This window comes from Streptomyces eurocidicus, from assembly GCF_002891295.1.
Lineage (GTDB): Bacteria > Actinomycetota > Actinomycetes > Streptomycetales > Streptomycetaceae > Streptomyces > Streptomyces eurocidicus.
The window spans coordinates 356,085-376,501 of sequence record NZ_LGUI01000008.1 but is presented as its reverse complement, the minus strand read 5'-3'; the positions used below and the strand labels follow the sequence as shown (position 1 = coordinate 376,501).

The following is a 20,417-nucleotide window of genomic DNA, read 5'->3' as shown; positions in this document are numbered from 1 at the left end:
TACTTCTTACGACTGCTTCTTCTTACGACTGCGCGCAGGACGTCAGGTGCGGTCGTCCAGATCGTCCTGGATGTCGTCGAAGGACTGCTGGCCCTTCTGACGGGCCTGTTCCGCGCGCTGGCGGAGCCGCTCCTGCTCGCTCTGGCCGCGCTGCTTGGCCTCGTCCTGCTTGCCCTGCAGCTTCTGCTTGGCCTGCTGGGCCTTGGCCTGCATCTCGTCCTTGATACCCATGCTGGTTCACTCCTAGCGGGGTGGGGGGATGGGGGCGGACGACCGCCCCGGATCAGCGTGGCACGCACCCCCACGGCGCGCATATCGGACGATTACGGAACGCTACGCCCGGCCCCCGGGCCGCTCCGCACGGGCCTTCTCGTCCGCCGCGCCGCCCGCGCCCACCAGCCCGCCCCGCATCCCTTCCAGCCTCGGCCCGAACCGGCGCATCTCGCGCCGGGCGCCCAGCGCGAGGGGGCCGGGCAGCAGGCCGCGTACGGGCTGGAGGCCGCGCAGCCAGCTCTGCGCGTAGACGTGGGCGGAGCGCCGCTCGATGCCGGCGACCAGACGGTCGACGGCCGGACCCAGCGGATAGGTGCGGCTCAGGGGCCACGGCAGGCGCTGCCGCATCTCGCGCATCACGTCGTTCTCGTCGGCCCCGCGCACCATGTCGGTGTCGGTCCAGGTGAGATAGCCGACGCCGACCCGTACGCCCTGGTGGCCGACCTCGGCGCGCAGACAGTGCGCGTACGCCTCGACGCCGGACTTCGAGGCGCAGTACGCGCTCATCATGGGCGCCGGGGCGAGGGCGGCGAGGGAGGCGATCTGGAGGAGATAGCCGCGGCTCTCGGCCAGCACGGGCAGGAAGGCGCGGCCGGTGACGGCGCTGCCGATGAGGTTGACCTCGACGACGCGCCGCCACGTCTGTGGATCGGAGCCGGTGAAGGGGCCGCCGCCCGCGATGCCCGCGTTGGCGACGACGACGTCCACCTTGCCGAACCGGGCCTTGACCTCGGCGGCGACCTCGGCCATCGCCTCGTGGTCGGTGACGTCGGCGTGCCAGTGGGCCGCGTCCTCGTGGAGCGAGCGGGCGACACGGCGCAGCTCGTCGGGCTCCAGGCCGACCAGCGCGACCTTGGCGCCCCGGGCGGAGAGCTTGCGGGCGAGCTGCTCCCCGACCCCGCGCGCGGCCCCGGTGACCACGGCGACCTGGCCTTCCAGGGGGGTACGTCCGCTCATCGCGCTGCCTCCGTGACGGTGCCGGGTGTGGTTGCCGGTGCGGGTGCGGCCGTACCGGCCCTGGGTGCCCGTAGCAGCTGGTACTCGGTGAGGTCGACGCGCCGGGTGGCGCGGCGGAACGCGGCGGTGGTGTCCGGCCAGAGGGTGGTGTTGCGGCCCTCGTCGTCCAGATACCAGCTGCGGCAGCCCCCGGTGCTCCAGACCGTACGCCGCATCCGCGACTGGAGGCCGCGGTTCCAGACGCCCATGGCGGAGCGGCGGGCGTCGAGCGCCGCACGGCCGCCGAGGGTGTCCAACTGGCGCATGTAGTCGGCGAGATAGTTCAGCTGGGACTCGATCATCAGGATCATCGAGCTGTTGCCGAGGCCGGTGTTGGGGCCGAGGATCATCAGGAAGTTGGGGAAGCCGTGGACGGTGGCGCCGCGCAGGGTGGCCATGCCGCCCCGCCACGCCTCGGCGAGGGTGACGCCGTCGACACCGGTCACGGACCCGGCCATCGGCACGTCGGTCACCCGGAACCCGGTGCCGAAGACGATCGCGTCGGCCTCCGTCTCCGTGCCGTCGGAGGCGATCAGCGTCGCCCCGCGGACCTCGGCGAGGCCCGCGGCCACCACGTCCACATTGGGCCGGGTGAGGGCGGGGTAGTAGTCGTTGGAGAGCAGGATCCGCTTGCAGCCGATGCGGTAGTCGGGGGTGAGCGCGGCCCGTAGCGCGGGATCCTTGACGGCCTTGCGCAGATGCGTCCTGGCGACGTTCTCCACCAGGCCGAAACGTTCCGGGCGCTTGGTGAAGACGCTGACCTGCGCTTCGCGTACGCCCCAGAGGAACCCGCGGCGCATGACACGGGTCGCGGGCAGCCGGGTGTGCAGCCAGCGCTCGGCGGCGGTGATGCGGCGGTCGGCGCGGGGCAGCACCCAGGGCGCGGTGCGCTGGAAGAGGGTCAGCCGGCCGACGTCGGGCTGGACGGCCGGGACGATCTGGATGGCGGAGGCGCCGGTGCCGACGACGGCGAGGCGCTTGCCGCGCAGCTCGTAGGAGTGATCCCAACGGGCGGAGTGGAAGACCTTGCCGGGGAAGGAGTCCAGGCCGGGGACGTCGGGGACGCTGGGGTCGGAGAGGGGGCCGCACGCGGAGACGACGACGTCGGCGGTGCGCGGGCCGGTGGCGGTGTCGATCTCCCAGAGCAGCCGGTCGGCGTCCCAGCGCAGGCCGCGCACCTCACAGCCGAGGCGCAGGTGGGGGCGGAGGCCGAAGGTGTCGGCGACGTGCTCCAGATAGGCGCGGATGTGCGGCTGGCCGGAGAAGTTGCGGGGCCAGCGGGGATTGGGGGCGAAGGAGAAGGAGTAGAGGTGGGAGGGGACGTCACAGGCGCAGCCGGGATAGGAGTTGTCCCGCCAGGTGCCGCCGATCGAGTCGGCCCGCTCCAGGACGACGAAGTCCGTGATGCCCTCGCGGCGCAATCGCACGGCCGCCCCGAGGCCGCCGAATCCGGACCCGATCACCGCCACCCGTGTGTGCTCGTGCTCGTGCTCGGCCATGCCGCCGCCTTCCGGTCACTCGCGTCGACCGTGCCAGTGATTGCTGGCACGGTGGGAGCGTAGGACAGTGGGCGAAGGAGCGATAGAGGCCCGGGGCAAGGAAGTTACCGGCGGTTCGAGGGGGCTTCCCCCGGGGGCGTAAAGGCATAGGCTGCGGGCGTGGCGAGTGACGAAGGCGCCCCCGGGCCCGCCGAGGCGAGCCGTGCCGCCCTGCCCGGACCGCGCGAATACCGGGTCGCGGAGCTGGCCGAGGCGGCCGGTCTCTCCGTCCGCACGGTGCGCTTCTACCGCGAGCGCAGACTGCTCCCGCCGCCGCGCCGGGAGGGCCGCATCGCCTGGTACGGAGGGCATCACCTGGCCCGGCTGCGCGTCATCGCGGCGCTCCTGGAGCGCGGCCACACGCTGGGCGGCATCGCCGAGCTGCTCACGGCGTTCGAGTGCGGGCGGGACGTCGGGGAGCTCCTGGGGCTGGCGGGCGCCGCCATCACCGTCCCCTGGTCGGCGGAGACCGCGGTCCGGCTCACCCCGGCCGAACTGGCCGACCGCTTCCCGGGCGAGGTCACCCCGGAGAACCTCACGGCCTCCGTGGACATCGGCTACCTCAGGCTGGACGGCGACGATCTCGTCCACATCAGCCGCCGCCTGCTCGACGCCTCGACGGCCCTGGTGGCCCACGGCGTCCCGCTGGCGGCGGTGCTGGCCGCCGGCCGTGAGGTCCGCGTCCACGCCGACGCCCTCGCGGAGACCTTCACGACCCTCATCCGCACCCATGTCCTGGCGGGCGCCCTCGCCCGCGCCGCGTCGGGCCGGGCCGTGCCTCCCGCCGAACTCGCCCGCATCACCGAGAGCCTCGAACAGCTGCGCCCGCTCGCGGGCACGGTGGTGGAGGCGGAGGTGGCGATGGCCATGGACCGGCGCGTGCGCACCGAACTCGATGAATGGCTCGGTGCGCACGGCGCCGCCGAGGAGCCGGGACCTGCCCGACCCGGCTGAGGACGGCGGCGATCGCGTGGGCGGACCCATGCCGTAAGTACGGCCCACACGACGGGGAGTGGTTCGCCCTGTCGCGCGACAGGGCACCCGCACAAGGAAATTGAAGCAAGAAGGTGCGGGAGCCGCAGAAGAAGCCGAACATCACCCGCCCAAACGCCTTATTCGCGCCGAAGGCGGCCCTTCGTGACCGGGCGGCCGTCAGCGGAGGACGACGTCCGCCCGCCCCTTCCCCGGAGGTTCGCGCCCGTCGTGCAGCATCGCACCGGCCCCGAGGTACGGGTCGTCGGGCGGTTCCGGGGAGCCGTCCGCGGCCTCGATGTCGACGTCCCACAGCGAGGCGCTGCCCGGGTGGGGCCGGTGCCCGACGACCCGCACGCCCTCCGACGGCCACGCGTCGAGCCGCTCCGACCCCTCGGGGCACGTCCCGTCGGCCCGCGGCACCACCCAGAGGTCGCCGAGGCGGGGCTCGCCACCCGCCAGTGCGTCGCGCAGGGGCCCGGCCGGGTCGCACCCGATCAGCGGAAAGGGCCGGCGGTACGGGCCGGCGAACAGCCCTTCCATCTCGGCGCAGACGCCCCATTCCGTGTCGTCCTCTGCACTGACCAGGGCGAATGACGGGAGATCGGCGCGGGTGACGGAGTCCGGCCAGGTGCGCTTCGGAGGGACGGGGGCCTCCTGGGGCCGGGAGTGGTGGGCGGCCGTCGGATCGCGGACGCCACTTACTTGCCAATATGGAAAGTATTCGCCATTCTGGCAAGTGAAAAGCGGGACCGGCTACGGAGGGGGAGTCATGCGGGAAGTCGCCGACGCCGTGGGAGCACTGGGCCGCGCGGCGGCCCTGGAACGGGCGGCCCGGGACCGGAGCGGCTGGTACGCCCGTTACCTGTGGGTGTTCGCGGCGAGCCAGCCGGCGCTGGTGCCGATGGCCCTGCTGTGGCACGGCTTCACCTCGGCGATGGTCTACGCGGTGGCCAACGCGCTCCTCGTGACGGGTCTGAGCGTCTACGCCGGCCGGCAGCGCGTCGTCCGCCGGGGATTCGGCCTCAAGCACGGCCTGGTGGTGGGCGCCTGGGCGCTCATCCTCGGCCCGGCCGTCGTGCTCGGCACCACGGTGTTCGCGGACAGCCGGCCGTTCGCGGCGGCCGCCGCCCTGGCCTGTGCGCTGCCCCTGGCGACGGGCGCCCTCCTGGAGACACGACGCCGGCCATGACGACCACCCCCGGGAACGACCGGCGCCCCCACCCCCGCCACGCACTGGAACCCCTGCTCAACTCCGCGGTGCGCTTCTCCGTGACGGCGGCCCTCTCCCAGGTCGACAAGGCGGATTTCGCCTTCGTCCGCGACCTGGTCGAGGTCACCGACTCGGCCCTCTCCAAACAGGTCTCGGCCCTGGAGGAAGCGGGCCTGGTGGCAGTGGAGAAGGGCCGGGCGGGACGCCGCCCCCGGACCTGGCTGAGCCTGACGGACGAGGGCAGGGCGGCGTACGGACGCCATCTGGAGGCGTTGCGGGAGATCGCGGGGGGTTCGGCGGGGTTGTGAGGGAGGGACACCGCCGGGTGTCAGCCCAGGTGGGGCCGCTCCCGGTGGTCGAGGTAGTGGCTCAGCCGGAGGCGCTGGGTGTGGTGCATGGGGAGTGCGTCCAGTTCGTCCGGCGCGATAAAGCGGACCTCGGTGGACTCCTCCGAGACGGCGAGCGCGCCCCCGGTGATCCGGGCCGTGAAGCAGACGTTGAACTGCCGGCGCACCTCGCCGTCCGTATAGGCGATCACGTGCCGCGGATCGGTGTACGTCCCCACGAGCCCGGTGATCTCCACGTCGAGCCCGGTCTCCTCCTTGACCTCACGCACGGCCGCGCCGGGCAGGGAATCACCCATCTCCATGCCACCGCCCGGCAGGGCCCACAGGCCGCTGTCGCGGCGGCACTGGAGCAGGACGCGGCCCGCGTCGTCGGTGACGACGGCCGAGGCGGCGACGGCCAGGGAGTTGGGCTCGGGGGCGGTGGGGTCGTCGTAGTACTCGGTGCGGGACACGGCACAAGCCTAGGACCCGCCGGGCGCCGCCACCGGGGTGAACGCCGTGCCGGTCCAGCCCCGTTGGGCGTAACGTCGAGGCATGGGACCTGAGCACCTGGGTGACCGGCTGGCGAGGCTGCGGCGGCTCGCCGGGCTGACTCAGGAAGGGCTGGCGGAGCGGTCCGGTGTCTCCGTCGACGTCGTGCGGAAGCTGGAGCAGAAGCGCAAGCACTCCGCCCGGCTGCCGACGCTGCACGCCCTGGCCCGAGGGCTCGGGGTCGAGCTGACGGGCCTGCTGGGTGATCCGCCCGGCGCGCCCTCGACCGGGGACGCCGACCCGCCTGCGCTCGTCGCCGTACGCCGCGCGATCATGCCACCGCTCTTCGCCCCGCCGCCCGACCCGTCCGGCGCCGAGACGTTGTCACTCCCCCTGCTCCGGGCGGAGATCGCCGAGGGGTGGACGCTGTACCACGCGGCCGAGTTCGGGCGCCTGATGGAGGTGCTGCCGGGCATCGTCGAGGACGCCCGGCTGACCGCCGCCGTCGGCGGCCCCGATGACCGGGCGGCCGGACAGGCGGCCCTGGGGAAAGCCCTGCAGCTCGGCGGCCATCTGGCGATCCGGCTGGGGAAGTCCGACCTCGCCCTGGCGAGCCTGGAGCGTGCCATGGCCGCCGCGGCCCTGTCGTCGGACCCCTTGCTCGCGCCGATGCTCGCCAACTCGGTCGCCTGGGCCTACCAGCGGCAGAACCGGCTGGACGACGCCTCGCACGTGGCCGTTTATGCCGCCGACACCGTCGAGCGGGAGCACCCCGGCACGGCGGAGGGGCTGCGAGTCTGGGGCGGCCTGCTCATGTCGGCGGCGACCAGCGCCGCCCGCGCGGGGGACTACGCCAGGGCCGACGAGATGATGACCGTCGCCGAGCGCGCCGCCGGCCGCCTGGCCACGCTGCCCCCCGTGGCGGACGGCAGGATGCTTTCGGTCTTCAGCCGGTCGTCCGTACGGATCGAACGCGTCCGGCTGGCGGTGCAGCACGCCCACCCCGAGGACGCCCTGGCGCTGGCCCGGGGAATGCGTCTCAGCCGCGACATCCCGGTCTCGTGGCGGACATGGCTGCTGCTGGACCTGGCCCGCGCCCACGCGGACGTCGGGGACGCCGCCGGGGCGGTCAAGGCCCTCGAAGCGCTGCGCCGCGTCGCCCCGGCCTGGATGCGGCACCACACGTTCGCCGTCTCGATCGTCGGCGACCTGTGGGCGAGGCCCGCCCGGCCCGCCGGCCTGCGCCGCTTGGCCGAGTTCCTGGGCGTGGTCAACTGACGCGGAAAGGTGGGACGTTACGTCCCTGTGCGCCGCACTCGCGCCACGGAACGCTCATGGCATGGCACAGAACGACATGTCGGCGTCAACGAACGAACAGCCCCTCTCGGTGGGCGGGATGGCCCTGGACATGCGGAAAGACCGCATCGGCGTGGTCATGGACCTCACCCCGACCCGCGTCCACCTCCGCCCCGGCGGCGGTGGACTGGAGTGGGAAGCGGACCCGGGTCACGTACGCCCCGCCAGTGGGGCCGAGGTGCTGCGGGCGAGGGTCGCGTTGATCGACGCGGCGCGGGGCTTGACGCTGGAAGGAGCGCGCGAACATGGGTAGGAAGGACGACGACGATTGGGACCCGGACGCGAACAGGGACCGGGTCACCGACCCCGACACGCGGGTCTCCCGGAACGGTAACGTCCACAGCAGCATGGCCGATGACGAGGAGCGCGAAGGGAAGTAGCGCATGATCCACGGCGAGCACCTGGCCAGGGACCTACGGCGCGACCACGGGTTCGTGCACATCGGCCGCACCAAGGACGGCAACGCCGTGATCATGCGTAAGGGCGAGCGGTGGACCGTCGTGCCGCTGCGGTGGCTCACCGGTGAGGCCGTGGACACCATCAAGGCCCAGGCCGGAGTGGGCCTCGCCTGAGTTGGCCCGCCCCGTGCGTTCCCCATCGAGGGGCGTGCGGGCGGGCCGTCCACCGTTCGACGCTACGCGCTGAAAACCCCCGTGACCGGCGCATGGTCGCTCCAGCGCAGGTCGTGCGAGGCCGCGCGCTCCACCACGGCCTTCAGCGCGCGGGCCGCGAGGCCCGGGGTCGCGACGAGGTAGTCGATGCGCCAGCCCGAGTCGTTGTCGAAGGCGCGGCCGCGGTAGGACCACCAGGAGTACGGGCCCGCCACGTCCGGGTGGAGGGCGCGGACCACGTCCACGTACTCCGCCTCGTCGAAGACGCGGGTCAGCCAGGCGCGCTCCTCGGGGAGGAAGCCGGCGCTCTTGCGGTTGGCCTTCCAGTTCTTGAGGTCGGCCTCGGTGTGGGCGATGTTCCAGTCGCCGCAGACGATCACCTCACGGCCGTCCGCCGCCGCCCGCGCGCGGAGCGCGACCAGGTACGGCAGGAACTCCGCCATGAAGCGTTCCTTCTCGTCCTGGCGCTCCGTGCCCACCTCGCCCGAGGGCAGGTACAGGCTCGCGACCGTGACGCCGGGCAGGTCGATCTCCACATAGCGGCCGCTGCCGTCGAACTCGGCCGAGCCGAAGCCGATCCGTACCGCCTCAGGCTCCCGGCGCGAGTAGATCGAGACGCCCGCGCGGCCCTTGGCCGCCGCCGGGGCGTGCACCGTGTGCCAGCCGGCCGGTTCCCGGACCTCGTCGGGGAGCTGGTGGGCCTCGGCGCGCACCTCCTGGAGGCAGACGACATCGGCCTCGGTCGTGGCCAGCCACTCCACGAAGCCCTTCTTGGCGGCGGCGCGCAGCCCGTTCACATTCACAGAGGTCACGGTGAGCATTCCGGCACGATACCGACTTCCGAGACACCCCTGCCGCCGAGCGCCCACCCGCCCGTACGATTTTCCGATGCGCATCGTGACTGCCGCTTACGATCACCCGGACGCCGTGGACCTCACTGACCAGGTGCAGCAGGAGTACGTGGAACGCTACGGCGACGGCGACCTCTCCCCCATGGACCCGGCGCAGTTCGACCCGCCGCGTGGCCTATATCTCATCGCCTACGACGAGGACGGCACCCCCGTCGCCACCGGCGGCTGGCGGTCGCGGGAGGCGGGCGAGGAGGGGTACGCCGACGGGGACGCCGAGGTGAAGCGGATGTACGTGGTCGGGGGCGCGCGCGGGCGCGGGCTCGCCCGGAAGATCCTCGCCGCCCTGGAGGACGACGCGCGCCGGGCCGGGCGCACCCGGATGGTGCTGGAGACCGGCATCATGCAGCCCGAGGCCATCGCCCTCTACCTCTCCTCGGGCTACGAGCCCGCCGAGCGGAAGTTCGGCATGTACCGGTTCCACGACAGCAGCCGGTGCTTCACCAAGAGCTTCCTCGTCTAGAGCGCGCCCCACCTCACTTGCCCTCGATCGCCGCCTCCACCGCCTTCCGCACCCCCTCCGCCGGATACCGCTCCACCGCGTCCCCGTACGGCTCCAGCGCCCCGTCCACCAGCTCCGGGCGGTCCTCCGCCACCTCCGCGATCAGGACCGTGCTGCCCGGCGGCACCTCCGCCGCCAGCATCTCCACCGCCGCGTTCGCCGCCGTGGCCTCGCGCGCGTCACGGGCGCCGCCGATCAGCCCGCCCGCCCCGAAGCCGATCATGATGCCCAGCGGGCCGCCGAGGATGCCGACGAGCCCGCCGACCAGGCCGCCCACCGCGAAGCCGCGCGCCGTGCCGGTGTGGTCCTCGGAGTCGGGGAACTCCAGGTTGCCCTCCGCGTCCCGGCTGATCACCGTGGCCTCGCGCAGCCGGATGTCACCGTCCTCGTGCGCCTGCCGGAGGGCGTCGAGGGCGTGCCGGCCCGCCCCGGGGCCGTCGACGTTCATGAACAGGACGTGTTCGTCCATCGTGGCCGCTCCCATGCGTCCGCTGCGTACGCGCCGGCGGGTTCCGCTCTCCGCCGGACGCCGTCGAAACCGTCGGTCCCACTTTTGCGGTTACTCCGCCGGTCCGCATGTTCGCACCCCGCGCGTTCACGCCTCCGCGTCCGCCGCCGTCCCGGTGCCCCCGCACCCGCACCCGGCGTCGCCCGGTCCGCGCACCGCCCCCCTGAGGTCCAGCGTGGCCTCCGCTCCCCCGCCCTCCGGGTTCGCGAACGTCAGCCTCGCGCCCAGCACCCGGGCCTGGCCCGACGCGATCGTCAGGCCCAGCCCCAGGCCCAGGCCCGACCCCGAGCCCGTACGGAACCGCTGCGGGCCCTGGGCGAGCAGCTCCGGCGGGAAGCCGGGCCCGCTGTCCCGCACCCGGACGACGCCGCCGTCCACCTCGACGACGACCGGCGCCCGGCCGTGCCGGAACGCGTTGGTCACCAGGTTGGCCAGGGTCCGCTCCACGCGCCGCCCGTCCGTCTCGACCAAGGTGTCCGCGACGATCCGGACCTCCGCCTCGGCCGTCGCGGCGGCCCCGGCAGCCCCTTCCGGCGCCCCCACCCCGCGTACCGCCCGCCGCGTCAGCTCCCCCAGCGCCCGTACGTCCGTGTCGGCGCGCTCCGCCGAACCGTCCAGCCGGGCGACCTCCAGGACGTCCTCCATCAGCCCGCTCACCCGCCGCGCCCGCTCCTGGACCATCTCGGCGGGCCGGCCGGGCGGCAGCAGCGCCGCCGCCGCGACCAGGCCGGCCACCGGGGTGCGCAGCTCGTGCGCGATGTTCGCGGTCACCTCGCGCTCGGCCGTCAGCCGGGCGGCCAGCGCGTCGGCCATGGTGTTGACGGCGACCGTCAGCCGCGCGATCTCGTCCCTGCCGCCGCGCGGCCGCAGCCGGGCGCTGAGGTCGCCCTGGGCTATCCGCTCGGCGGTGCGCGCGGAGGCGTTCAGGCGGCGGCCCGCGACGGTCGCGAGGCCCACCCCCACGACGCACGCGAAGGCCGTGCCGAGGCCGCCCGCCCACCACAGGACCTCGTCGAGCTCGCGGAGGTTGTCCGCCTGCCGGGTGTAGGGGTGCTTGACGACGATGGTGTCGCGGCCCAGCCGGCTGCCCGCCCAGAGCATCGGCTCGGGGCCGCCGAGCTCCAGGTACGTGGCGCGCTTGCCCTTGTCGATCGCGGCCCGCAGGGGCCCGGGTATCCGGTCGGGGTTGATCAGCGTCCGGGGCCGGTCGACGCCCGCCGCGTGGTCCTCGACGGCCGCGCCGAGCCTGGTCTCGATGGACTCGCGGGCGGTCTCCAGCTGGTTCGTGGCGGTGCGGTGGTGCACGACGAGGCCCATGATGACCGCGACCAGGGCGGCCGTGGCGGTGATGGCCACACCGATCTTCGTACGCAGTCCCATGGCTGGTGGCTCCTCGACGGCTAACGCTGGGGGACGTGGAGCCGGAGGTCGCGCAGGCCGGCGGAGACCGGTGCGGATCGCTCGGCGGGCAGGCCGTCGGCGTCGACCGTCGCGCGGCTGTAGTAGGCGGAACGATCCTGTCGTACGAGCCCGCTGAGCGTGACCTTGGCCTTGTACGACTTCGCCGGGCATCCCGTGCCGCACCAGGTGCCCGCCAGGCTGCCGACGCCCTCGGCGGTGGGCCCGCCCCAGGTCTGCCAGCGCAGGCCGGTCAGCTGGACCGTGTCGGAGAGCGTGAGGGCCTCCGGGCGGCGCTGCGGGGGCTTCCCCGGGCCTTCCGAGACATAGACCGGGCCCGCGGTGGTCGCCGGTGGGCTCTGCGCGGGGCCGCTGATCTTCAGCCCGCCGGGGTCGGCGCACCCGCACAGCAGCGCGGCCGCCAGGGCGGCGGCGAGGGCCGCGGCGCCGAGGGACACGCGGAGGGTTCGCGGGGATCGCACGGGGTCGGGCTTTCTGTGAGGGGACGGACGGGCCGGATGAGCCCGCCGGCCTAGCAGTTCCGACCCGCCCGATGGGGCCATTCGTGCCAAATGTAACCGGAGTGGCTGGATTGCCGCCCGTGCCCTTGCTCCCCGGCGGTCGTCAGCTCGTAGGATCACCGCGCTCCAGTGGTCCAGTCCGGTCGCCGCAGTGCCACGGTGGAGGTCACTCATGCACATCGCCCGTCGCTCGCTCCTCGGTGCGCTCGCCGGATCCGCCGCACTCGGGGCCGTGGGCCTGCCCGCCGCCGGAGCGGCGGCCGACGACGAGGCCGGTGGCGCGGCAGGGGACACCGCCGGCGCCGACCGCGTGACGGCGGCCGGCGCGGCCGAGGCAGCGGCCGGGCCCTCCGCTGCCGCCGCCGCTGCCGCGCTCGCCCGGCTGCTGCCCCGCCACCACCGCCAGGTCACCTTCCGCACCGTGCCGCGCACGGGCGGCGCGGACGCCTTCCGGGTGACGGGCGGGGCGGGCGCCCTCGTGGTGGCGGGCACCACGCCGGCCGTGCAGCTCACGGGCTTCCACTGGTACCTCAGACATACGGCCCACGCCCACTTCTCCTGGAACGGTGCGCAGACCGCCCTCCCCGACCGTCTCCCCGGCGTCCGTACCCCGCTCGTCAAGGTCGCGAACGTCACCCACCGCTTCGCCCTCAACGACACCAGCGACGGCTACACCGGGCCGTACAGGGAGTGGGACTACTGGGAGCGGGAAATCGATGTACTGGCCCTCCATGGTTACAACGAGGTGCTGGTCTACGCGGGCGCCGACGCGGTCTACCGCCGGACGTTCGCGGAGTACGGCTACGGCGACGCGGAGCTGCGCGGCTGGCTGCCCGGCCCCGCCCATCAGCCGTGGTGGCTGCTGCAGAACATGTCCTCCTTCGGCGGGCCGGTCTCCGGCGCGCTCCTCGACCGCCGCGTCGCCCTGGCGAAGAGGATCGTGCGGCGGCTGCGCGAGCTGGGCATGACGCCGGTGTTCCCCGGCTACTTCGGCACGGTGCCGCCCGGCTTCGCCCGCCGCAACCCCGGCGCGCGCACCGTCCCGCAGGGAAACTGGGGCGGGTTCCGCCGCCCGGACTGGCTCGACCCGCGCACCCGGCACTTCGGGCGCGTGGCCGGGACCTTCTACCGGGTGCAGCGGGAGCTGTTCGGCGCCACGTCGATGTACAAGATGGACCTGCTGCACGAGGGCGGCAAGCCCGGCGACGTCCCCGTGGGCGAGGCGGCCAAGGCCGTGGAGAAGGCGCTGCGCGCCGCGCACCCGAAGGCCACCTGGGCCATCCTCGGCTGGCAGGAGAACCCGCGCCGCGAGATCGTCGACGCGGTCGACAACAGCCGCATGCTGATCCTCGACGGCATCTCCGATCACTACCCGAACGTCACCGACCGCGAGGCCGACTGGGGCGGCACGCCCTACGCCTTCGGGTCGATCTGGAACTTCGGCGGCCACACCGCGATGGGCGCCAACACCCCCGACTGGGCCGCCCTGTACGACGACTGGCGCACCCGGAACGGCAGCGCCATGGACGGCATCGCCCTGATGCCGGAGTCCGCCGACAACAACCCGGCGGCCCTGGCTCTCTTCAGCGACCTGCCGTGGACGGACGGGCCGGTGGCGCTCCAGGAGTGGTTCGAGCAGTGGCCGCGCTACCGCTACGGCGGCGCGGACGCCCACGCCGTACGCGCCTGGGACGTCCTGCGCCGCACGGCCTACGGCACCAGCCGCGCGGACCGCTGGAGCGAGCCCGCCGACGGCCTGTTCGGCGCCCGCCCGGACCTGGCGGTGAGTCATGCGGCGGCCTGGTCGCCGCGCGCCCTGCGCTACGACGCGGAGCAGTTCGACCGGGCCCTGCCCGAACTGCTCGCGGTGGCCCCGGGCATGCGCCGGAGCAGCGCGTACCGCTACGACCTCCTCGACGTCACCCGCCAGTGCGTGGCCAACCGCGCCCGGCTCCTGCTGCCCCGGGTCAAGGCCGCGTACGACGCGGGGAACCGGGCCCGCTTCCGCGAGCTGACGCACCAGTGGCTGATCTGGATGGACCTCCTGGAGAAGGCCGTCGCCACGGACACGGGCCACCTGCTGGGCCGCTGGATCGCCGAGGCCCGCTCCTGGGGCTCCTCGGCGGCCGAGCGCGACCGCCTGGAGTACGACGCGGTGTCCCTGCTCACCACCTGGGGCGGCCGCGCGTCGGCGAACGGCGGCAAGCTCCACGACTACGCCAACCGCGAGTGGTCCGGGCTGGTCGGCGGCCTCTACCGGCTGCGCTGGCAGACGTACTTCACGGAGCTGGACGCGGCCCTGACGGCCCACCGCAAGCCGAAGCCCGTCGACTGGTTCGCCCTGGAGGACCGCTGGACGCGGAACCACCCGGCGTACCCGGCGAAGCCGTCGGGGGACATCGTCCGAGTGGCCCGCGAGGTCGCGGCGAAACTCTGAGGGCCGGGCGCACCCGGCGAACCACCCGCCCGGTGCCGGGAATCCCCGGCACGAAAGGGAGGGTGACTTACGCCACAGACCAACCTGCGGGCCGGCGAAAAGGCCAACGGCCCCCACAACGACGGAATCCCGCCCGATCGTGATGATCGGACGGGATTCCGTCAGCCTTTCCCGGTCGGACCCGGGAGAGGCGCTGCGGTGGACCTGTGGGGATTTGAACCCCAGACCCCCTCGATGCGAACGAGGTGCGCTACCAGACTGCGCCACAGGCCCTTGCAACGAGTGAAACTCTAGCACCTCCATCCGGGTGCTTGGAAATCCGCTCCCCCGCTGGTCAGCGGCGGGGGTCCCGGACGGCCCCGGTCACTCGTTGGCCGCGCGGGGGCGGCCGTCCTCCGCGTACTGGTCGAAGAGGGGGGTGCGGCCGCGCTCGCGGGGGCGGCGGCGGGCGCGGGACGGGCGGCGCTCCTGCGCGGGGGCGGGGGCGGCCGCCGGTTCGGCGGTGCTGGAGCGGGCGGAGCTCCAGGTGTCGGGCGCGCCGAGGTCGACGCTCTCCGCGCCGCGCGGGGCGACCGGTGCGGTGACGTACGTCGGCAGCGGGACGGGCACGGGCTCCCAGCCCTCGCCGCCGGCGCGGCGGTCGCGCTGCTGGTCGACCCACTCCGCGTGGTCCGTCTGCTCGACGAGCGCCCGGCGGTCCGCCGTCACCGAGGGCTCGGCGGCCGGCGGCGGGGTGGGCGCGGGGTGGGAGACCGTGTCAACGGGGGCGGCGGCGGTCACGGGGTCCGGCGCCGCCGCGTGAGGGCGGGGGCGGCCCTCACGGAGCCGCTGGGCGGCCAGTTCGGCGCGGCGCTGGTCCATGGTGAAGGCGAACCGGCGCCGCTCCTGGATCCGCAGATAGATGATGTACGCGCTGAGCAGCAGGGCCGGTGCGGCCGGGACCCACAGGAACGCCAGCCCGCCCACGCCCGCGACGACCGCGCCGACGGTGAAGGCCAGGAAGAGGACCACGGTGGTGCGGCGGCGGCGCGCGAGCACCTTCGAGCGCCGGGCGCGCTCGGCCGCCGCCGAGGCGGCCGCCGCGCCGGCGGCTCCGGACACGCCGGACGGCGACGCCTGCCCGGCCGGCTGCGCTCCCGGGGAACCCGGGGAGGGCGTGCCGAAGGGCCGGACGTCGACCATCGCGGTCGGCGTGTCCGGCTCGGGCACGCGGGCCTCCGGCTCCGCGGGCTCGGCTGAGACCGGCGCGTCGTCGGAGGCGCGCCCTTCCAGGTCCTTGGCGTAACGGCGCTCCATTCCCGCCCGTCCGGACAAGAGCCGGATGGCGGTGCTGAAGCGTTCCGTCGGACGGGCCTCATTGAGCTCGTCCTGCCTACGGAGCCACATCGGCACCAAGTAGGCGGCCCAGGCCCCGACGATGACTGCGTAGATGAGGCCGCTGCTGCTCACAGTTCACACCGTAGAGGGGTCCACGCGAGGGATTCCGCCAATTGGCCCGGTGTGTCGCACGATCCGGCTGATATCTCGAACTTTTTTTGTGATTGTTGGGGCCGAGATCACTCGAATACCGTCAATTGACAGTCAATTTCGAACGTTTATTCGCTTCCCTGTTCGGTTTGCTTGCTCGGTTTGCTTGCTCGGTTTGTTTTTCCTATTCAGCGCTGTCGACCGAGTGGGTGCCGGGCCGCGCCCGGTGCCAGCGCGCCAGCAGCCCGTCCCCCGTCTCCTCCGCCGTCAGCGCGTAGACGAGGTGGTCGCGCCAGGCCCCGTCGATGTGCAGATAGCGGGGCCGCAGCCCCTCCTCGCGGAAGCCGAGCTTCTCCACCACCCGGCGGCTGGGCAGGTTCTCCGGCCGGATGCAGACCTCCACCCGGTGCAGCCCCAGCGTACGGAAGCAGTGGTCGACGGCGAGCGCGACGGACGTCGGCATCACGCCCCGGCCCGCGACGGCCGCGTCCACCCAGTAGCCGACGTGGGCCGAGCACATCGAGCCCCAGGTGATCCCGGCCACCGTCAGCTGCCCGGCCAGCCGCCCCTGGTACTCGATGACGAAGGGCAGCATCCGCCCCGCGTGCGCCTCGGCCCGCAGATGGCGGACCATCTGCCGGTACGTGGGCCGCTGGGCGACCGGACCGCCCGGCGGGGGCGGCGGAATGGTGGCCTCCCAGGGGCGCAGCCAGTCGCGGTTGCGCCGGTTGACCTCGCGCCAGGCGTGCTGGTCACGCAGCCGGATCGGGCGCAGCAGCACCTCCCCGTCGGCCAGCTCCGCGGGCCGGACGGCGCTCAGCTCGGGCTCCCCGGTCTGGTGTGGTCACCGCCGTGGACCTGGTCCAGGGCGTGCGGCAGCAGCCGGCCCAGCACGGCCAGGCCGTCGCGGACCCCGCCCGTCGAGCCCGGGAGGTTCACGATCAGGGTGCGGCCGGCCACCCCGGCGAGCCCCCGGGAGAGCGCGGCGGTGGGGACCTTCGCCAGCCCCTCGGCGCGCAGGGCCTCGGGGATGCCCGGGATGTCGTAGTCGAGGACGCGACGGGTGGCGTCGGGGGTCCGGTCGGTGGGCGAGATGCCGGTGCCGCCCGTGGTGACCACCAGGTCGTACGCCGCCGCGACGGCCTCCCGCAGGGCCGCCTCGACGGGGTCGCCGTCGGGGACCACGCGCGGCCCGTCGACCGCGAGGCCGAGCTCCGTCAGACCGGCCGCGAGGAGCGGTCCGCCGCGGTCGGCGTAGACCCCGGCGGCCGCCCGGTTGGAGGCGGTGACGACGAGCGCGCGGTACGGGCCCGGAGCGGCGCCCGGGGAGTTCTCCGCGGGCGCGCCGGCCGGCGTGCTCACGCCCCGCTCCCGTCCCGCGCGGCGCGCGCGTAGTCCCCGGACTTGCCGCCCGTCTTCTCCTCGACCCGTACGTCCGTGATGACCGCGGCCTTGTCGACGGCCTTCACCATGTCGACGACGGTCAGCGCGGCCACGGTGACGGCCGTCAGGGCCTCCATCTCGACGCCCGTGCGGTCGGTGGTCTTCACGGTGGCGCTGATCTCGACGGCGTCGTCGGCGACCGTCAGGTCGACCTTCGCGCCGGACACCGCGAGGGGGTGGCAGAGCGGGATGAGGTCGGGGGTGCGCTTGGCTCCCATGATCCCCGCGATCCGGGCGGTGGCCAGGGCGTCGCCCTTGGGCACGCCCTCGCCGCGCAGCAGCCGCACGACCTCCGGGGAGACGAGGACCCGGCCGCTCGCGCGGGCGGTGCGGGCGGTGACGGGCTTGGCCGAGACGTCGACCATGCGGGCCGCCCCCGCGCTGTCCAGATGGGTGAGGCTGGAGTCCTGGGCGCTGCTCATCGTTCTCCTGATCCGGTCCTGTGGGCAGACACCGTATCGGGAGCGTGTCAGGGAGTCCGGTCGAGGAGGACGACGTCGAGCTCGGTGCCGGCCGGGACGGCCGTGGTCGCCTCGGGGACGACTATCAGGGCGTTGGCCTCGGCGAGCGCCTTGACGAGGTGCGAGCCCGCCCCGCCGACGAGCCTGACCTCGCCGTCCTCGTGGCGGGCGCGCAGGTACTGCCGGCGGCCCTCGGGCGAGGAGGTGATCGCGTCGGCGCAGACCGCGCGGACGGTGGGGCGGTCGAAGGGGGCGAGGCCCATCAGGGCGCGGAGGGCGGGCCGGACGAACAGCTCGAAGGAGACGTACGCGCTGACGGGGTTGCCGGGCAGGGCGAACAGGGGCGTCCGGTCGGGGCCGATGCGGCCGAAGCCCTGGGGCTTGCCCGGCTGCATGGCCAGCTTGCGGAAGGAGACGCTGCCCTCGTCGCCGGCCAGCTCGGCGAAGGTCTCCTTGACCACGTCGTAGGCGCCGACGCTGACGCCGCCGCTGGTGACCACGGCGTCGGCCCGGATGAGCTGGTCCTCCAGGGTGGAGCGGAGGGTCTCGGCGTCGTCGTCGACGGCGCCGACGCGGTAGGCGAGGGCGCCGGCGTCGCGGGCGCAGGCGGCCAGGGCGAAGCTGTTGGAGTCGTGGATGCGGCCGGGGCCGAGGGCCTCGCCGGGCGGGACGAGCTCGCTGCCGGTCGACATGACGACGACGCGCGGCCGGGGCCGGACCCGCACGGTGGCGCGGCCGATGGCCGCGAGGAGGCCGATCTGGGGCGGGCCGAGGACCGTGCCGACGGCGAGGGCGAGCTCCCCGGCGGCGACGTCGCTGCCACGGGCGCGGACGTGCCCCCGGGCGGCGACCGGCCGGTGCACGCGGACCTCGCCCGTGGCGCCCTCGGGTGCGGCGCTGTGGGCGGCCATGGCGGCGGCGGGGCCCTCGCCCGTGCCGCCGTCGGTCCACTCCACGGGGACGACGGCCTCGGCGCCGGGCGGCAGGGGCGCGCCGGTCATGATGCGGGCGGCCTCGCCGGGCCCGACGGTGGGGAGCTCGCCGCTGCCCGCGGCGATGTCCCCGATGACGGTCAGGACCGCCGGGAACTCCTCGCTCGCGCCCTCGACGTCGGCCGTGCGGACGGCGTAGCCGTCCATGGAGCTGTTGTCGAAGGGGGGCAGGGCGAGCGGCACGGTGACGTCCTCGACCAGGACGCAGCCCTGGGCGTCCAGGATCTGGAGCTCGATCGGCTCCAGCGGGCGGATCCGGTCCAGGATGTCGCCGAGGTGTTCCTCCACCGACCAGAGGCGCTCGTCGTCCCTCGCCACGTCGGTGTGCGCGTGAGTGCCCTTGTCGGCGGTCTTGCTCAAGGTGCTACATCTCCTCGGTGACGTAACGGCGAAGCCAGGCGCGGAAGTCCGGTCCTAGATCTTCACGTTCGCACGCCAGTCTGACAATGGCGCGGAGGTAGTCACCGCGGTCCCCGGTGTCGTAGCGGCGGCCCTTGAAGACCACGCCGTGCACGGGCCCGCCGAGGCCGGGCTCGGCGGCGAGGGCCTGGAGGGCGTCGGTGAGCTGGATCTCGCCGCCGCGGCCGGGCTCGGTCTCGCGCAGCACGTCGAAGACGGCGGGGTCCAGGACATAGCGGCCGATCACCGCGTAGTTGCTGGGCGCCTCGGCGGCGTCGGGCTTCTCGACCAGGCCGGTGATCTCCACCACGCCGTCGACGTCGGTGGGCTTGACCGCCGCGCAGCCGTAGAGGTGGACCTGGGAGGGGTCGACCTCCATCAGGGCGATCACGCTGCCGCCGTGCTTGCGCTGGATGTCGACCATGTTCGACAGCAGCGGGTCCCGGGCGTCGATCAGGTCGTCGCCGAGGAGCACGGCGAACGGCTCGTCGCCCACGTGGGGGGCCGCGCACAGCACGGCGTGCCCGAGGCCCCTGGGGTCGCCCTGGCGGACGTAGTGCATGGTCGCCAGGTCGCTGGACTCCTGCACCCGGGCGAGCCGGGAGTCGTCGCCCTTGCGCCGCAGGGCCTCCTCCAGCTCGTAATTGCGGTCGAAGTGGTCCTCCAGCGGCCGCTTGTTACGGCCGGTGATCATGAGGACGTCCGACAGCCCGGCCAGGACGGCTTCCTCCACCACGTACTGGATCGCCGGCTTGTCGACGACCGGCAGCATCTCCTTGGGCGTGGCCTTGGTGGCCGGAAGGAAGCGGGTGCCGAGACCGGCGGCAGGGATGACAGCCTTGCTGATCCGAGGACGCGATTGAGTCATGGGCCGAACACTAACGGTTGGGAATGGGCGGAAGATGAGGCTCCACCGAGTATGACCCGACACAGGGAGTTTGTACGAACAGTGATCAAGTACGACGGTACCAAGGGTGAGTTGCGGAAGGGCCTCCTGGCGGTGAGGGCCGGGTTGACCCCTGATGAGCTGGAGGTGTCCGGGGCGGCGCTGACCCACCGGGCGCTGGCCCTGCCGGAGGTCGCGGAGGCGGGCACGGTGGCCGCCTATGTCTCCGTCGGGCGCGAACCGGGCACCCGCGCGCTGCTCGACGCGCTGCGGGAGCGGGGCGTGCGGGTACTCCTTCCGGTGCTGCTGGACGACAACGATCTCGACTGGGCCCGCTACGAGGGTCCCGACCGCCTCGTACGGGCCGGTCGCGGCCTGCTGGAGCCCGCCGGCGAGCGGCTGGGGCCGGACGCGGTCACCGGCGCGGACACGGTGCTGCTGCCGGGCCTGGCGGTGGACGGCCGCGGGATGCGGCTGGGGCGCGGCGGGGGCTCGTACGACCGGGTGCTGGAGCGGTTGGAGCGGGCGGGGGTGGGGCCGGTGCGGGTGGTTCTGCTGTACGACCACGAGGTGCTCGCGCATGTCCCGGAGGAGCCGCATGATCGGCCCGTGGATGTGGTGGTGACGCCGGGTGGGGTGCGGAGGGTTTCCCCTACCCGCCCCTTCCCGTAACCGGGGGCTTCGCCCCCGGGCCCCCTTTTTTCCGCGCTACCGCGCG

General features: G+C 73.8%; 25 protein-coding genes and 1 tRNA gene. 10 read left to right on the top strand and 16 right to left on the bottom strand.

What is annotated here, in order from left to right; genetic code table 11:
- Positions 1 to 42: 42 nt before the first annotated feature.
- From AF335_RS23750 to AF335_RS23740, 3 genes are all read right to left on the bottom strand, one after another.
- Entirely contained in the window at positions 43 to 231 is a 189-nt protein-coding gene (locus AF335_RS23750) for a hypothetical protein (RefSeq protein ID WP_102920446.1), read from the bottom strand.
- Positions 232 to 333: 102 nt separating this feature from the next.
- Positions 334 to 1,230, bottom strand: coding sequence for an SDR family oxidoreductase (locus tag AF335_RS23745; protein ID WP_102920445.1), 897 nt, complete (start codon positions 1,228 to 1,230; stop codon positions 334 to 336).
- A complete protein-coding gene (locus tag AF335_RS23740; protein WP_102920444.1) occupies positions 1,227 to 2,768 on the bottom strand; it encodes a flavin-containing monooxygenase in 1,542 nt (513 codons plus the stop codon). Before AF335_RS23740 ends, AF335_RS23745 begins: the two co-directional genes overlap by 4 nt.
- A gap of 210 nt (positions 2,769 to 2,978) precedes the next feature.
- Between AF335_RS23740 and AF335_RS23735 the strand changes: the two genes are divergently transcribed.
- Positions 2,979 to 3,761: a MerR family transcriptional regulator gene (locus AF335_RS23735; protein WP_102920518.1), complete on the top strand. Its 783-nt coding sequence runs from the start codon at positions 2,979 to 2,981 to the stop codon at positions 3,759 to 3,761.
- Between the two features lie 198 nt (positions 3,762 to 3,959).
- Here AF335_RS23735 and AF335_RS23730 read toward each other — a convergent pair whose 3' ends face one another.
- Positions 3,960 to 4,322: a hypothetical protein gene (locus tag AF335_RS23730; RefSeq protein ID WP_102920443.1), complete on the bottom strand. Its 363-nt coding sequence runs from the start codon at positions 4,320 to 4,322 to the stop codon at positions 3,960 to 3,962.
- A gap of 229 nt (positions 4,323 to 4,551) precedes the next feature.
- Here AF335_RS23730 and AF335_RS23725 point away from each other — a divergent pair, with 229 nt between their 5' ends.
- Entirely contained in the window at positions 4,552 to 4,971 is a 420-nt protein-coding gene (locus AF335_RS23725) for a hypothetical protein (protein WP_102920442.1), read from the top strand.
- Positions 4,968 to 5,300, top strand: coding sequence for a winged helix-turn-helix domain-containing protein (locus tag AF335_RS23720; RefSeq protein ID WP_102920441.1), 333 nt, complete (start codon positions 4,968 to 4,970; stop codon positions 5,298 to 5,300). Before AF335_RS23725 ends, AF335_RS23720 begins: the two co-directional genes overlap by 4 nt.
- Before the next feature lie 20 nt (positions 5,301 to 5,320).
- Here AF335_RS23720 and AF335_RS23715 read toward each other — a convergent pair whose 3' ends face one another.
- Complete coding sequence (locus AF335_RS23715) at positions 5,321 to 5,791, bottom strand: NUDIX domain-containing protein (protein ID WP_102920440.1); 471 nt, start codon at positions 5,789 to 5,791, stop codon at positions 5,321 to 5,323.
- Between the two features lie 82 nt (positions 5,792 to 5,873).
- Between AF335_RS23715 and AF335_RS23710 the strand changes: the two genes are divergently transcribed.
- From AF335_RS23710 to AF335_RS23700, 4 genes are all read left to right on the top strand, one after another.
- Positions 5,874 to 7,088: a helix-turn-helix domain-containing protein gene (locus tag AF335_RS23710; protein WP_102920439.1), complete on the top strand. Its 1,215-nt coding sequence runs from the start codon at positions 5,874 to 5,876 to the stop codon at positions 7,086 to 7,088.
- Between the two features lie 61 nt (positions 7,089 to 7,149).
- Complete coding sequence (locus AF335_RS23705; RefSeq protein WP_228773645.1) at positions 7,150 to 7,419, top strand: hypothetical protein; 270 nt, start codon at positions 7,150 to 7,152, stop codon at positions 7,417 to 7,419.
- Complete coding sequence (locus tag AF335_RS36290; protein ID WP_260421990.1) at positions 7,412 to 7,546, top strand: hypothetical protein; 135 nt, start codon at positions 7,412 to 7,414, stop codon at positions 7,544 to 7,546. Before AF335_RS23705 ends, AF335_RS36290 begins: the two co-directional genes overlap by 8 nt.
- Positions 7,547 to 7,549: 3 nt before the next feature.
- Positions 7,550 to 7,738, top strand: a complete 189-nt coding sequence (locus AF335_RS23700; protein ID WP_102920438.1) for a hypothetical protein — start codon at positions 7,550 to 7,552, stop codon at positions 7,736 to 7,738.
- A 62-nt stretch (positions 7,739 to 7,800) separates the two neighbouring features.
- Here AF335_RS23700 and AF335_RS23695 read toward each other — a convergent pair whose 3' ends face one another.
- Positions 7,801 to 8,598, bottom strand: a complete 798-nt coding sequence (locus AF335_RS23695; protein WP_102920437.1) for an exodeoxyribonuclease III — start codon at positions 8,596 to 8,598, stop codon at positions 7,801 to 7,803.
- Positions 8,599 to 8,665: 67 nt separating this feature from the next.
- On the opposite strand from AF335_RS23695, the gene AF335_RS23690 reads away from it, so the two are divergent.
- Positions 8,666 to 9,148 carry a GNAT family N-acetyltransferase gene (locus AF335_RS23690; protein ID WP_102920436.1) on the top strand — a complete coding sequence of 161 codons (483 nt, stop codon included), beginning with the start codon at positions 8,666 to 8,668 and terminating at the stop codon, positions 9,146 to 9,148.
- A 13-nt stretch (positions 9,149 to 9,161) separates the two neighbouring features.
- On the opposite strand, the gene AF335_RS23685 is transcribed toward AF335_RS23690, so the two are convergent.
- The 3 genes from AF335_RS23685 to AF335_RS23675 all read right to left on the bottom strand — a co-directional run bounded on the left by AF335_RS23685 (position 9,162) and on the right by AF335_RS23675 (position 11,551).
- Complete coding sequence (locus AF335_RS23685; protein ID WP_170127791.1) at positions 9,162 to 9,656, bottom strand: DUF1269 domain-containing protein; 495 nt, start codon at positions 9,654 to 9,656, stop codon at positions 9,162 to 9,164.
- Positions 9,657 to 9,782: 126 nt separating this feature from the next.
- A complete protein-coding gene (locus AF335_RS23680) occupies positions 9,783 to 11,075 on the bottom strand; it encodes a sensor histidine kinase (RefSeq protein ID WP_102920434.1) in 1,293 nt (430 codons plus the stop codon).
- Between the two features lie 20 nt (positions 11,076 to 11,095).
- The gene (locus tag AF335_RS23675; RefSeq protein ID WP_102920433.1) at positions 11,096 to 11,551 is read right to left on the bottom strand and encodes a hypothetical protein; all 456 of its coding nucleotides are present in this window, start codon (positions 11,549 to 11,551) and stop codon (positions 11,096 to 11,098) included.
- A gap of 235 nt (positions 11,552 to 11,786) precedes the next feature.
- Here AF335_RS23675 and AF335_RS23670 point away from each other — a divergent pair, with 235 nt between their 5' ends.
- A complete protein-coding gene (locus AF335_RS23670) occupies positions 11,787 to 14,051 on the top strand; it encodes an alpha-N-acetylglucosaminidase (protein ID WP_102920432.1) in 2,265 nt (754 codons plus the stop codon).
- A gap of 199 nt (positions 14,052 to 14,250) precedes the next feature.
- On the opposite strand, the gene AF335_RS23665 is transcribed toward AF335_RS23670, so the two are convergent.
- The 7 genes from AF335_RS23665 to galU all read right to left on the bottom strand — a co-directional run bounded on the left by AF335_RS23665 (position 14,251) and on the right by galU (position 19,681).
- Positions 14,251 to 14,324, bottom strand: a tRNA-Ala gene (locus AF335_RS23665).
- Between the two features lie 90 nt (positions 14,325 to 14,414).
- Complete coding sequence (gene sepX, locus AF335_RS23660) at positions 14,415 to 15,500, bottom strand: divisome protein SepX/GlpR (protein WP_102920431.1); 1,086 nt, start codon at positions 15,498 to 15,500, stop codon at positions 14,415 to 14,417.
- A 202-nt stretch (positions 15,501 to 15,702) separates the two neighbouring features.
- A complete protein-coding gene (locus AF335_RS23655) occupies positions 15,703 to 16,299 on the bottom strand; it encodes a GNAT family N-acetyltransferase (protein WP_376697818.1) in 597 nt (198 codons plus the stop codon).
- A gap of 35 nt (positions 16,300 to 16,334) precedes the next feature.
- On the bottom strand, positions 16,335 to 16,880 hold the full coding sequence (locus AF335_RS23650) for a MogA/MoaB family molybdenum cofactor biosynthesis protein (RefSeq protein WP_102920429.1): 546 nt from the start codon (positions 16,878 to 16,880) through the stop codon (positions 16,335 to 16,337).
- Positions 16,877 to 17,383: a cyclic pyranopterin monophosphate synthase MoaC gene (gene moaC / locus AF335_RS23645; RefSeq protein WP_102920428.1), complete on the bottom strand. Its 507-nt coding sequence runs from the start codon at positions 17,381 to 17,383 to the stop codon at positions 16,877 to 16,879. The genes AF335_RS23650 and moaC overlap by 4 nt, the downstream gene beginning before the upstream one ends.
- A 47-nt stretch (positions 17,384 to 17,430) precedes the next feature.
- On the bottom strand, positions 17,431 to 18,774 hold the full coding sequence (gene glp, locus AF335_RS23640) for a molybdotransferase-like divisome protein Glp (RefSeq protein WP_221505393.1): 1,344 nt from the start codon (positions 18,772 to 18,774) through the stop codon (positions 17,431 to 17,433).
- 4 nt (positions 18,775 to 18,778) lie between these two features.
- Positions 18,779 to 19,681, bottom strand: a complete 903-nt coding sequence (galU, locus tag AF335_RS23635) for a UTP--glucose-1-phosphate uridylyltransferase GalU (protein ID WP_102920427.1) — start codon at positions 19,679 to 19,681, stop codon at positions 18,779 to 18,781.
- Between the two features lie 81 nt (positions 19,682 to 19,762).
- Here galU and AF335_RS23630 point away from each other — a divergent pair, with 81 nt between their 5' ends.
- The gene (locus tag AF335_RS23630; RefSeq protein WP_244927134.1) at positions 19,763 to 20,371 is read left to right on the top strand and encodes a 5-formyltetrahydrofolate cyclo-ligase; all 609 of its coding nucleotides are present in this window, start codon (positions 19,763 to 19,765) and stop codon (positions 20,369 to 20,371) included.
- Positions 20,372 to 20,417: the final 46 nt, after the last annotated feature.

Excerpts from the sequence above, each read along its gene's own strand:
- AF335_RS23750 (WP_102920446.1), bottom strand. The coding sequence starts at position 231 with ATGGGTATCAAGGACGAGATGCAGGCCAAGGCCCAGCAGGCCAAGCAG.
- AF335_RS23745 (WP_102920445.1), bottom strand. The coding sequence starts at position 1,230 with ATGAGCGGACGTACCCCCCTGGAAGGCCAGGTCGCCGTGGTCACCGGG.
- AF335_RS23740 (WP_102920444.1), bottom strand. The coding sequence starts at position 2,768 with ATGGCCGAGCACGAGCACGAGCACACACGGGTGGCGGTGATCGGGTCC.
- AF335_RS23730 (WP_102920443.1), bottom strand. The coding sequence starts at position 4,322 with ATGGAAGGGCTGTTCGCCGGCCCGTACCGCCGGCCCTTTCCGCTGATC.
- AF335_RS23725 (WP_102920442.1), top strand. The coding sequence starts at position 4,552 with ATGCGGGAAGTCGCCGACGCCGTGGGAGCACTGGGCCGCGCGGCGGCC.
- AF335_RS23720 (WP_102920441.1), top strand. The coding sequence starts at position 4,968 with ATGACGACCACCCCCGGGAACGACCGGCGCCCCCACCCCCGCCACGCA.
- AF335_RS23710 (WP_102920439.1), top strand. The coding sequence starts at position 5,874 with ATGGGACCTGAGCACCTGGGTGACCGGCTGGCGAGGCTGCGGCGGCTC.
- AF335_RS23705 (WP_228773645.1), top strand. The coding sequence starts at position 7,150 with ATGGCACAGAACGACATGTCGGCGTCAACGAACGAACAGCCCCTCTCG.
- AF335_RS36290 (WP_260421990.1), top strand. The coding sequence starts at position 7,412 with ATGGGTAGGAAGGACGACGACGATTGGGACCCGGACGCGAACAGGGAC.
- AF335_RS23700 (WP_102920438.1), top strand. The coding sequence starts at position 7,550 with ATGATCCACGGCGAGCACCTGGCCAGGGACCTACGGCGCGACCACGGG.
- AF335_RS23695 (WP_102920437.1), bottom strand. The coding sequence starts at position 8,598 with ATGCTCACCGTGACCTCTGTGAATGTGAACGGGCTGCGCGCCGCCGCC.
- AF335_RS23690 (WP_102920436.1), top strand. The coding sequence starts at position 8,666 with ATGCGCATCGTGACTGCCGCTTACGATCACCCGGACGCCGTGGACCTC.
- AF335_RS23685 (WP_170127791.1), bottom strand. The coding sequence starts at position 9,656 with ATGGACGAACACGTCCTGTTCATGAACGTCGACGGCCCCGGGGCGGGC.
- AF335_RS23680 (WP_102920434.1), bottom strand. The coding sequence starts at position 11,075 with ATGGGACTGCGTACGAAGATCGGTGTGGCCATCACCGCCACGGCCGCC.
- AF335_RS23670 (WP_102920432.1), top strand. The coding sequence starts at position 11,787 with ATGCACATCGCCCGTCGCTCGCTCCTCGGTGCGCTCGCCGGATCCGCC.
- moaC (WP_102920428.1), bottom strand. The coding sequence starts at position 17,383 with ATGAGCAGCGCCCAGGACTCCAGCCTCACCCATCTGGACAGCGCGGGG.
- galU (WP_102920427.1), bottom strand. The coding sequence starts at position 19,681 with ATGACTCAATCGCGTCCTCGGATCAGCAAGGCTGTCATCCCTGCCGCC.